The sequence below is a fragment of the Absiella sp. AM29-15 genome, from assembly GCF_003434225.1.
Taxonomy (GTDB): Bacteria; Bacillota_I; Bacilli_A; order Erysipelotrichales; family Erysipelotrichaceae; genus Hoskinsella; species Hoskinsella hominis.
Genome location: NZ_QVFL01000006.1, coordinates 158,976 through 170,532, shown reverse-complemented (window position 1 = coordinate 170,532; position 11,557 = coordinate 158,976). Strand labels below are relative to the sequence as shown.

Annotated in this window: 16 protein-coding genes; all 16 read left to right on the top strand. The window is 30.8% G+C overall.

Translation table 11 applies throughout. The annotated features are described in order from the left end of the window. The 16 genes from DW761_RS08300 (at window position 1) to DW761_RS08230 (ending at window position 11,525) form a co-directional block, all read left to right on the top strand. The gene (locus tag DW761_RS08300; RefSeq protein WP_117517487.1) at window positions 1–564 is read left to right on the top strand and encodes a hypothetical protein; all 564 of its coding nucleotides are present in this window, start codon (window positions 1–3) and stop codon (window positions 562–564) included. Window positions 565–689: 125 nt separating this feature from the next. Then, window positions 690–983 carry a hypothetical protein gene (locus DW761_RS08295; RefSeq protein WP_117517485.1) on the top strand — a complete coding sequence of 98 codons (294 nt, stop codon included), beginning with the start codon at window positions 690–692 and terminating at the stop codon, window positions 981–983. A 100-nt stretch (window positions 984–1,083) separates the two neighbouring features. After that, on the top strand, window positions 1,084–1,281 hold the full coding sequence (locus DW761_RS08290; protein ID WP_117517483.1) for a DpnD/PcfM family protein: 198 nt from the start codon (window positions 1,084–1,086) through the stop codon (window positions 1,279–1,281). Window positions 1,282–1,341: 60 nt separating this feature from the next. After that, on the top strand, window positions 1,342–1,545 hold the full coding sequence (locus tag DW761_RS08285; RefSeq protein WP_117517481.1) for a hypothetical protein: 204 nt from the start codon (window positions 1,342–1,344) through the stop codon (window positions 1,543–1,545). Between the two features lie 93 nt (window positions 1,546–1,638). Next, window positions 1,639–1,977 (top strand): plasmid mobilization protein, encoded by a 339-nt coding sequence (locus DW761_RS08280; RefSeq protein WP_117517479.1) that lies wholly within the window; start codon window positions 1,639–1,641, stop codon window positions 1,975–1,977. Next, window positions 1,977–3,335, top strand: coding sequence for a relaxase/mobilization nuclease domain-containing protein (locus DW761_RS08275; protein WP_117517477.1), 1,359 nt, complete (start codon window positions 1,977–1,979; stop codon window positions 3,333–3,335). Before DW761_RS08280 ends, DW761_RS08275 begins: the two co-directional genes overlap by 1 nt. Further along, on the top strand, window positions 3,301–4,062 hold the full coding sequence (locus DW761_RS08270; protein ID WP_117517475.1) for a PcfB family protein: 762 nt from the start codon (window positions 3,301–3,303) through the stop codon (window positions 4,060–4,062). The genes DW761_RS08275 and DW761_RS08270 overlap by 35 nt, the downstream gene beginning before the upstream one ends. A gap of 3 nt (window positions 4,063–4,065) precedes the next feature. Continuing rightward, on the top strand, window positions 4,066–4,986 hold the full coding sequence (locus tag DW761_RS08265; RefSeq protein WP_117517473.1) for a hypothetical protein: 921 nt from the start codon (window positions 4,066–4,068) through the stop codon (window positions 4,984–4,986). Between the two features lie 3 nt (window positions 4,987–4,989). Further along, window positions 4,990–5,181: a hypothetical protein gene (locus tag DW761_RS21010; protein WP_117517471.1), complete on the top strand. Its 192-nt coding sequence runs from the start codon at window positions 4,990–4,992 to the stop codon at window positions 5,179–5,181. Beyond that, window positions 5,168–6,949 (top strand): VirD4-like conjugal transfer protein, CD1115 family, encoded by a 1,782-nt coding sequence (locus tag DW761_RS08255; RefSeq protein ID WP_117517469.1) that lies wholly within the window; start codon window positions 5,168–5,170, stop codon window positions 6,947–6,949. The genes DW761_RS21010 and DW761_RS08255 overlap by 14 nt, the downstream gene beginning before the upstream one ends. Window positions 6,950–7,000: 51 nt before the next feature. After that, complete coding sequence (locus DW761_RS08250; protein WP_233105199.1) at window positions 7,001–7,261, top strand: glutamyl-tRNA amidotransferase; 261 nt, start codon at window positions 7,001–7,003, stop codon at window positions 7,259–7,261. Between the two features lie 33 nt (window positions 7,262–7,294). Continuing rightward, window positions 7,295–8,125 (top strand): hypothetical protein, encoded by an 831-nt coding sequence (locus DW761_RS08245; protein ID WP_117517465.1) that lies wholly within the window; start codon window positions 7,295–7,297, stop codon window positions 8,123–8,125. Window positions 8,126–8,210: 85 nt separating this feature from the next. Continuing rightward, window positions 8,211–8,357: a hypothetical protein gene (locus DW761_RS21005; protein ID WP_154410888.1), complete on the top strand. Its 147-nt coding sequence runs from the start codon at window positions 8,211–8,213 to the stop codon at window positions 8,355–8,357. 40 nt (window positions 8,358–8,397) lie between these two features. Continuing rightward, on the top strand, window positions 8,398–8,769 hold the full coding sequence (locus DW761_RS08240) for a hypothetical protein (RefSeq protein ID WP_147322389.1): 372 nt from the start codon (window positions 8,398–8,400) through the stop codon (window positions 8,767–8,769). 40 nt (window positions 8,770–8,809) lie between these two features. Next, window positions 8,810–9,205: a PrgI family protein gene (locus DW761_RS08235; protein WP_117517461.1), complete on the top strand. Its 396-nt coding sequence runs from the start codon at window positions 8,810–8,812 to the stop codon at window positions 9,203–9,205. Next, a complete protein-coding gene (locus tag DW761_RS08230; RefSeq protein WP_117517459.1) occupies window positions 9,168–11,525 on the top strand; it encodes a VirB4-like conjugal transfer ATPase, CD1110 family in 2,358 nt (785 codons plus the stop codon). Before DW761_RS08235 ends, DW761_RS08230 begins: the two co-directional genes overlap by 38 nt. Window positions 11,526–11,557: the final 32 nt, after the last annotated feature.

Sequence of the window (11,557 nt, the reverse complement as noted above, 5' to 3'; positions counted from 1 at the left end):
TTGGTTAGTTCTTATTATAGAAATCTTATTAAACAAGTTCTCTACAATTCTTACGGAGATACTTGGGAAGAAGCAGTTGAAGAATGGGAAATTATTGATTGGGAAGAGGATAAACAATGTAATTCTTTTTGTGTTTGTGGAAAAGAAAATATCCGTTATCTTTATACAATTCAAAATATATATACAAAGCGAATTCTATATCCAATAGGTTCATCGTGCATAAAGAAGTTTGAACGTGATGATTTAGATCAAACCACAATTATCATCGAACAAATGTTTAAACTTTTAAATGCAATTAAAAATAGAGAACGAATTGAATTAAATTCTAAATATTTTACAAAAAAACTAATAAAATACCTTTATGATGAAGGTGCATTAGATTCACAATCTAATGGTTTTGATGGTTATAATGATTATCAATTTATGCTTGATATGTTTAGAAAACGAGATAAGAATAGTATTAGTCAGAGGCAAAAAAGTAAAATTAATGGTATTATCGGATTTTCAATTAAACCTTATCTTATAAAAAAATTAGAAGAAAAAAATAGTAGATCCATTGTATAAAATAGAGTAATTCAATTTGATTTTTTATCTAAAATGGATGAATCTATCTTGTAGTTATCAGTTGAAAGTGAAATCCAATAAATATTAGATAACGATAAATTAGAATTTGAAAAGGAGAATTTAAAATGAAACCATTAGCTGAAGAAAGTAAATTATATAAGGAAATATCTGATTTATTTGATAAAAATAATGGAAAGATAACTTTGGATAATTATAAAGAAGCTATAAAAATAGCTAAAGAATATGAAAAAGAAGAAATTCAATATGTATTGTTTCGATTAAAATATGTTAACAGTGACGTAGAAACAGGAGTGATTGTAGTGGATAAAGGGCTCAACATCTTAACGAAGATAGCGAACACTTTAAAAAGAAAGGACTATAAATTAGCATTTATTTATTCTGTTTTGGAAACTGTATAAAATAAGTATAAATTTTGATTTATTGGTATGCTTTAGTTATTTAATAAAGAGTAATTCATTATGAATTGCTCTTTTTTTATTTTAAAAATGGAGGTACAACATGAAAAAATATTTAGTGGAAATTACAGAAACACTTCAAAAACAAATCACGATTACAGCTAGTTCTCGTGAAGAGGCTGAACAAAAAGTAAAAGAAAAATATAGAAATGAAGAAATTGTATTAGATGAAAATGATTATGTTGATACAGTTTTTACTGTATTAAAAGAAAAAAGAATGAAAGATATTGAGGGAAGATGATTTAAATATTGTCTTTCCTTTTTTCATCGGCAAGTAAAAAATACGAAAGGATGATGCACATTGATTAAAAAAATAAACAAAGAGATTCATCGATTGGAACAACAAAAGGAGTTGAAATCATCTCAAAAATCAAAACTTGAATTAGAAATAAATGAAATTTCCGGTAAATTGAAAGAATTAAATTCATTAAAAAATCAGTATGAAAAATTAGAAGAAGGAGTGAAAAACTTCTTTAACCCAACGGGTGAAATGGGACATTTATAGAATGTCCTGTATTGTAGCAAGCACTGATTTTGTCCGTACACAAAATCGCTTGTTAGGGTTGAACCCTAATACCCACCATGAAAGGAAGATTTTATGAAGAAGAAAAGAAAAAGAACGCATCGTGTTGAAGTAGCCATGAACGATAAAGAATACGAACAGTTTCTAACATACGTTCATGGTTGTGGTTTATCGCAACAAGCCTATTTATTATTGTTAATCAAGAATAGAATTCCACAACCATTACCAAGTGATGATTTTCAAGAAGTCATCAAACAGTTACGAAAGATTGGAAATAACTTAAATCAGTTAACAGTTATTGCTCATAAAACAGGAAGTATTGATATTATGAAATATAAGGAAGATATGAAAACTTTAAACAATTCGATTGTAGAAATTCGTGAGCAAGTCTATTTACCAAAGGAAGTATCATAATGGCAACAACAGCAATATGGGATGTGAAAGATAATCTTCAACGTGTATTGAATTATGCTTCTAATCCTAATAAAACAGAAGTTCACGAAAACAGTTATCACTATAATGGTTTAGAACAAGCCATCAGTTATACGACCAATGATTTAAAGACAGAAAAGCAATTATATGTTACTGGTTTGAATTGCAATCTTGCGACGGCTCATAAAGAAATGATGATTACCAAAAAAGGATTCAATAAGACAGATGGTATTCTTGCCTATCACGCTTATCAATCTTTTGTTCCCGGTGAAGTAGATGCAGAAACAGCACATCAAATTGGAATTGAATTAGCACAAGAAATGTGGGGAGATCATTTTGAAGTTTTGGTATCCACTCATTTAGATAAAAAACATTTCCATAATCATTTTATTATCAATTCAGTATCTTTTATTGATGGTAAGAAATATAAAGATAATAAAGAGAATTATAAAAAAATGAGAAAATGTTCCGATGATTTATGTAGAAAGTATAGGTTATCGGTGATTGAAAATCCTCAAAATAGAAAGATGCACTATGCTGAATGGATGGCTGAACAAAATCATAAACCAACATGGCGTTCTGTAATTCGTGATGATGTTGATTATGCTATCAGTCATTCAATGACCATGAAACAATTCTATTCAAATTTAGAAAAACAAGGCTATGAAATTAAATTTGGAAAACACATTGCAATCCGACCTAAAGGAAAAGAGCGTTTTGTTCGATTAAGAAGTTTAGATAAAAAGAATACCTATACTGAAGATAACATTAAGGATATGATTTTAGCTCAATCGGTTATTAAATGGGAGTCTATATCCGAACCTAAAAAACAGACACTTTATTATAAAGGTAATTTATCGAAAGCAAGAAAGATTACCGGATTTAAGGCATTATATTTTAAATATATGTATATGATGGGGATTTTACCCAAGAATGCACCTAATAAAAAAAAGGTGCATTTTTTATTGAAAGAAGATCTTATCTATATGGATAAGATAACCCAAGAAGTAACTCTTATTTCAAAAAAGAAAATTGATAATATCGCTGATTTAGATGCCAATGAATATTTTGCAAAAAGTAGATTAGATAATCTCATCAAGGAAAGAAGATGTATCTACAACAAAGTGAAACGTTGTCGAAAGCCAGAATTAAAGGAACAGCTTCAACAAGATATATCTTCATTATCAAATGAGATTAAGGAACTACGAAAGGAGGTGGTGCTTTATGAGGGTATTCGTCAGCGTTCTTTAACAATGAAGAACAAGATGAAAATGATTGAACAAGAAAGAAAGGAGAATAACGAACATGAACACGGGAGAAACATCCGATCAAATCGTTAGAATGACTTTGCAAGGAATTGAAGTTGCTGCCAATGTCGCATTAAAAGCTGGTGGTGAGATGACAAGATCATTGGCTGCTACTTTATATGCAATACTTACTGACAAGAAAAAAGTGAAAGGAAAAGCAAGACTAGATTCTTTATTGAAGTCTGGAAAAGAACTGAAAGTATTTGCAATTCGTCATGAAGATTTAAAGAAATTCTGTGAAGAAGCAAAACGTTATGGAGTTTTATATTCTGTACTAAAAGAAAAAAACAATACCGATGGTATCTGTGACATTATGGTACGTGCTGAAGATGCTTCAAAGATTAGTCGAATCGTAGATAAATTTGAACTTGCTACCATTGATACAAAGGCTATTCGAGAATCTATTATGAATGCGAAAGAAAATCCACTGCAAGATGTTCCTACACTTACTGATAAAGAACATGATGAATTAGTCAATGCTTTAATGAATTCTACGGTACAGGAGAGAAAGGTTGAAACTCCACAAAACGAAAACCCCACTCTGGCTCGCAACAAGACGAGCGACAATCTGTTCGAGCCTACATCAGAGAAAGTAAACGTCGCAGAGGATACTACTAAAGAAGTTAGACCATCCGTTCGTAAAGAACTCAAGGATATTAAAGAAAAACAACAAAAAGAGATGAAGAAAAACAAACAACAATCTCAATCAAAATATCCTCAAAAGAAAACAAAACATAAAAGAAAGAAAAAGGAGCGTTAAATCATGAACAATATATATGATGTTTTTAATGATGAACATACTAAACCACAACAACAAGAAAGAAAACCAAGATTGTCAAAAGAAGAATATGCTCAGATGATGAAAGAAAAAAGACAAGCATTATTCAATATGGCAAATGAGCAAACTTTTAAAGCAGTTGAAAATCCAGATCAATATTTGCAATATCTAAAATTACAAAGTATTTTGGATTACACTGTCACCAATACTTTATTAGTTATGGCACAAAACCCAAATGCTACCATCTTGAAAGATTACACGCATTGGAGAGAGATGAATAAATATGTTCAAAAAGGTGCTAAAGGAATTACTATTTTAGAACCTGGAAAAGAATATCAAAGACAAGATGGTTCTATTGGAATCAATTACAACCCAAAAACTGTATTTGATATTAGTCAATTAAATGGAAAAGATAATAATCCTCCCCTACCTGCAAGATTTAATATCAAAGAACTTGTTGGAGCTATTGTTCATCGAGTTGATATTAAACCAGAAATCGTTTCAGAAGATTCAGATATGCCAAAAGATGTTTATTTTGATAGAGATAGAAATTCTTTATTTGTTAAAAATGGATTGCAACCTGAAGCAATGCTTACTGGTTTAATTCGTGAGTATTGTTTTATTGATTGTGCAGATCAATTCAATTCAAGAAGTGAAGCAAGATTTATGGCAGAAAGTGCTGCTTATATGATTGCTCAAAAATATGGATTGGTGCATTATGATAAAGACTTTGTCAATAACATTTATCATCATTTTGAAGGTAAGGAACAAAAAGATATTAAGGGTGAATTAGAAAATATCAAAATATTAAAAGATAGTGTTGTTGAACGTATGGAACATGGTATTTATGTGCAACAACAAAATCGCCAAGAAAAGCAAACAAGACGAGATTCTTATTCTCGCTAATAAATGATGAAAGAAAATCATTATTCAATTGTCGTTACCGATATGGAAAGACGAATCATTATCAAAGCATTAACTTTATTAAAGGATAAGCAAATCCATGACAATAAGAAATTTGATTTTATTGATGATCTTATTGTGCGTTCTTGTGATGCACCATTAATCAATAAAAAGAATCGATTTTATGAAGAAAGATAGAACAGATGAGTATATTCTTTTAGGTATCCTTGTTGTACCAGTGATATGGGGAGCATTGTTATTTGCTCCCTATATGCATGATGGATTATTGAATGCTTTACCTCAATTCATTGAAGCTATGAATCATCCTTTTGCTATTACTTGGTGCAGAGATACTTTAAAAACAATATTTATTTTTGTACTTATGTATTTGATGGGTATTGGAATTTATTTATCTTCAATTAAAAACTATCGTAGGAAAGAGGAATATGGTTCTGCAAAATGGGCAAATAGTTCTAAAGTGAATAAAAAATATGCAAATCGAAATGTATTTGAGAACAAACTTTTTACCCAGCATTTTCGATTAGGGTTGGATGGTAAAAAACATCGGCGAAACTTAAATTCTTTAATCATTGGTGGAAGTGGTGCAGGAAAGACACGATTTTATGGAAAGCCCAATATTATGCAATGCAATACGAGTTTTGTCGTGCTAGATCCTAAAGGCGAAATTTTAAGAGATACAGGATATCTACTTGAAAAAGAAGGTTATGTCATTAAAGTTGTTGATTTAATCAATATGTCAAAAAGTCATTGTTATAATCCATTTCATTATATTCAAGATGATAAAGATGTACTGAAATTGATAACAAACCTAATTCGTAACACTACACCTAAAGGAAGTCAAACGAATGATCCATTTTGGGAAAAATCAGAAACTGCCTTATTAGAAGCATTATGTTTATACCTTATTCATGAAGCGCCAGAAGATGAACAAAACTTTACAATGGTCATGGAAATGATTGCATCGGCTGAAGTTAGAGAAGATGATGATCAGTACCAAAGTCCATTAGATGAACTATTTGAAAGACTGGAAATGAGAAAACCCCAAAGTCTAGCCGTAAAACAATATAAGATTTACAAACAAGCTGCTGGAAAAACCGCTAAATCAATTTTGATTTCTGTTGGTGTACGACTAGCAGCTTTTAATTTAGATAGTATTGCCAGTATTACTGCCGTAGACGAATTGGAACTTGAACAAATGGGAGAAAGAAAAACTGTGTTGTTTGCCGTAATTCCAGATAATGATTCTACATTTAACTTTCTTATTGGTATGTTATATACACAATTATTTCAAACGCTTTATTATCAAGCAGATATTGTTCATGGAGGAGAATTGCCTATCCCTGTTCATTTTTTGATGGACGAATTCGCTAATGTTGCATTACCTGATGAGTTTGATAAATTACTAAGTACGATGCGTTCAAGACAAATATTTGTATCAATCATCATTCAAAATCTAGCTCAAATCAAAGCACTGTATAAAGATTCATGGGAATCTATTGTTGGTAACTGTGATGAACTTTATTATCTCGGTGGTAATGAACAATCCACACATAAATTTATGAGCGAGTATTTAGGAAAAGAAACTTTAGATACAAATACCTATGGTAAGTCAACTGGACGTAGTGGAAACTATTCTACAAACTATCAACAAGCAGGACGTGAACTATTAACAGCTGATGAAGTAAGACTACTTGATAATGATTATGCTTTACTTTTTATTCGAGGCGAACGACCTATCTTTGATAAAAAATATGATATATTGAAGCACCCTAATATTAAATATACAAAAGATGGCAAGGCATTGCTTTATCATCATGGTGTTATAAAACACAACTTTGAAAACTGGCAAGATATTGTTCTATCCGATAATGAATATGAATTATATTCTGAAGAAGATATGGAAGAATACTTTGCTGAAATTGAAAAGAATACGGAGGAACATTAAATGAAAAAATGGAATAAGAAAACAACGAAATATTTTATCTTTTATGCAGTTATGATTATGACATTAAGCATGGGCGTATTACCAGTTCATGCAGAAGGTGATCCATTAACTGTGGTTAATAATTTAAGTAATTTTATCTTTGGATTGATTCGTGCAGTAGGTATGATTTTACTTGGTTTTGGTGTCGTTCAAGTTGGTTTGTCTTTGAAAAGCCATGATCCGAGCCAAAGAGCCAATGGATTTTTAACTGTTGCCGGTGGAATCATTATTACTTTCGCTAAAGAAATCTTAAATTTGATTGTTGGTGGCTAACACTAACAATCTCTTTGAAAGGAAGTGATTTTGTTGGATGGAATTATTGATAACTTAGAAAATGCAATACAGACATGGAATCAAAAACTAGCTGAAATATGGACCTTGCTCACACAATCACCTCAAGAATTTAAAGGTGGTGGTATTTGGAATATTATAACTCAAATTCATGGAGCATTGCTTGCGATAGGACTTGCGCTTCTCGTATTATTTTTTGTTTATGGAGTTGCTAAGTCCTGCACAAATCTAACAGAAATAAAACGACCAGAACATGCATTAAAATTATTCTTACGCTTTGCGATTGCTAGAGGGCTTGTCGTATATGGAATGGAATTGATGGTAACAGTATTTGAAATAATACAAGGTATTACTTCTACCATCATGACTACTGTTGGACTGGGTAGTGCAAGTCAGACAGTATTGCCCCAAGAAATCATTGATGCCGTAAGTGATTGCGGATTTTTAGAAAGTATTCCCTTATGGGCAGTAACATTACTGGGTGGTATTTTTATCACCATACTTTCTTTTATTATGATTTTAACTGTATATGGTCGTTTCTTTAAACTCTATATGTACACAGCAATTTCTCCTGTCCCATTATCTTGTTCTGCTGGGGAAACAACACAAAATATTTCAGTTACATTTATGAAATCTTATGCAGGTGTATGTTTAGAGGGTGCAATCATAGTTCTTGCTTGTATTATCTTTTCAGCATTTGCAGCTGCACCACCAGTGATAGATCCAAATGCGAGTGCAATTAGTATGGTATGGAGTTATACTGGAGAATTGATTTTTAACATGTTAGTGCTTGTTGGAACAGTTAAAATGAGTGATAGAATTGTGAAAGAAATGATGGGATTATAAATGTTATATCATTTTAATTTTAAAGATGGTAAAATGAAAACATAAAAATATGTAACAAAATCTAATGCAATAAGGAGAGATGCAAATGAAGAAAAGTATAGTCGATGAAATCATTAATGTAGTTTGTGAAACTTGGAAGAATAATATTAATAAAGATTATCTTGAAGGATTATTGTTAGAAGAACACATTGAAATGCGCTTTTTATCATCATCTAAGAACAAAACTTGGTAAATTATTAAATGAAAACAATCTTTGCATATATACTGAATATTTGGGTTCAGAATTTAAAGAATTAGGTTATCGACCAGATATGGTTGTTGTAAAAATGAAAAAGGATTGTGATGAAAAATACTTGATAAATCACATTGAAGAAGTTGTTGTAGCATTCGAATTTAAATTTAAAGATAAATACGAATTTAATACAATTGTTGCAGATGCTGATAAAATTTATAACTATATAAAACGAATCAACAATAATTGCCAATATGTTATGGCTATCATTCACGAAAAATATTGGGAAAATCCTTTTTGGCTTACTAAAAAACAAACTAATAATTGGGCAAAAGGAAGAGTAACGGAATTAGTAGCAAGTTATAACGACGAAATTACCGAAGAAATGAATTTTCTTTCTAAAGGGTATTGATGAACTAGCATTGTGCTGTTTTTTTTATTTGGAGGAGTTTATGGAAATCAAAGTAAATAAAGAAGTAAGGAATTATACAGAGAGTATATTTCTTGGCTTATCTATTCGACAATGTTTTTTTTCAGTCATTGCTTGTATAGTAGCTGTATTGATGTACTTTCTATGTATTGATTCTTTAGGAATGGAAATGACCAGTTGGTTATGTATGCTAGGTGCTGCACCTTTTGCATCACTTGGCTTTATCACATATCAAAACATGAATGCTGAACAGATTGTATTAACTGCTTGGCATTCTTTTTTATTGTCAAAGACGGATTTAATATATAAACCATTTAATTTATATCAAGAATTATTTAAAGATGTCTTTGAGAAACAAAAGAAGGAGGCGTTAGGTAAAAATGATAAAAAGTTACGCAAAATTAAAGAAACAAAATAAGGAAAAATTTAAAATACCGAAATCTGCACAAGATACTGTTCCCATTGATACCATCTACAAAGATGGTATTTTTCGTATGGGAAATAGATATTCTAAGAGTTATCGCTTTTTAGATATCAACTATTCGATTGCATCAAAAGAAGAAAAAATGGATTTATTCTTAAATTATGGAGAATTATTGAATTCGTTTGATTCTTCTATGATGGTAAAGATTACGATTAATAATCGTAAAATTGATTTAAAGCAGTTTAAAGAAGATATTCTGATACCTTTGCAAAATGACAAATTAGATTTTTATCGCAAAGAATATAATCATATGTTATTAGATAAGCTGGCAGAAAGTGATGATATTGTTCAGGAAAAATATATTACAATTACCATTTTTAGAAACAATATAGCGGAAGCACGTTCTTTCTTTTCTAGACTTACAACTGAGCTAACTTCTCATTTTTCTAAATTAGGAAGTGGCTGTATTGAGTTAGATGTCTATGATCGCTTAAAAATATTACATGATTTTTATCGAGGAGAAGAGGAAGAATTCGTTTTTGATTTAAAGGATTCCGCTAATAAAGGTCATTCTTTTAAAGATGTTATTTGTCCTTATGCTCCAAAATTTAATCATAAAGGCTTCATGTTTGGAGATAGATATGGACGTGTTTTATATTTAAGCAATTATTCAAGATTTATTAAAGATAGTTTTATTTCAGAACTATGCGATTTAAATCGTAATCTTATGTATTCAATGGATATTATTAGCGTTCCTACGGATGAAGCAGTCAAAGAAATGGAAAATAAGTTATTAGGTGTCAATACCAATATCACAAATTGGCAAAGACGTCAAAATGCAAATAATAACTTTTCAGCGGTTATTCCCTATGATATGGAACTACAAAGAGAAGAATGTAAAGAGTTCTTAGATGATTTGACTATTCGTGATCAACGAATGATGTTATGTAATATTACGATTACTCATCTTGCAGATTCAAAAAATGAATTAGATAATGATACGGAAATACTCAAGTCTATTGCTAGAAAGTATATGTGTGAGTTATCGACATTGTTCTTTTCTAAAAGACAATTAGACGGAGTATTAACAACACTTCCTATTGGAGTGAATCGTTTAGATATAACTCGTACATTGCTTACTGAAAGTGCATCGGTATTTATTCCATTTAGAGCACAGGAAATTATGGATAAAGGTGGTATTTGGTATGGTCAAAATGCTATTACTAATAACCCTATTTTATGTAATAAGGAATTGCTACAAAATCCCAATGCTTTTATCTTAGGGGTTCCGGGTGCTGGTAAATCATTCTTAACAAAAGAAGAAATTGAATTTATTATTATGTCCACCAATGATGACGTCCTTATCTGCGATCCCGAAGGTGAATATGATCCAATCATTAAAGAATTTGGTGGCGAAGTGATTGAAATATCCGTAGGAAGTAAAGATCATATTAACCCTATGGATATGGAAGAAGGATATGGTGATTCTGGAAATCCAGTTGGAGATAAATCCCAATTTATCATGTCTTTATTTGAACAGTTAGACAGAGAAAATAAATCAATTACACCGATCGAAAGAAGTTTGATTGACCGTTGTGTATCTATTGTTTATGCAGAGTATAGAAAAACAAAAATAATGCCAACACTTAAAACTTTAAGAAATATATTATTAAAGCAACCAGAAAGTGAAGCAAGAACGCTTGCTTTACGTTTGGAATATATTGCTGAAGGTACATCTGATATTTTTGCTCATGAAACGAATGTTGATGTATCTAATCGTATTATTTCTTATAATATCTTTAATCTAGGAACACAACTTAAAACAATTGGATTATTGATTATTACGGATGCCATGTTGAATCGTGTTATTTCGAACTGGAAAAAAGGAAAACGAACTCATGTATTTATTGATGAAATTCATGTTATTTTTGAGAATGAAGAAAGTGCTACGTTCTTTGCTTCTGCTTGGAGACAGTTTAGAAAGCGTGATGCTTTTCCTACGGGTATTACCCAAAATGTGAAGTATCTTTTATCTAGTCAACAAGGCACATCTATGTTATCGAACAGTGAGTTTATTGTTATGTTAAATCAGTCGCCTAATGATAGAGAGGATTTAGCTGATTTATTAAAGATCAGTGAAGAACAAATGAGTTATATCACCAATGCTCAAAGTGGTTGTGGTTTGATTAAATATGGAGCATCTTTAGTCCCATTTATTAATCGCATGCCAAAAGATATGGAACTTTATCGTTTGAATACAACGAAACCTACGGATCGAAAAGAAATGCTTGTACAGATTGAACAGTCTAATTAAAGGCTGTTCTTCTTTTTTATGAAAGGTCAAAG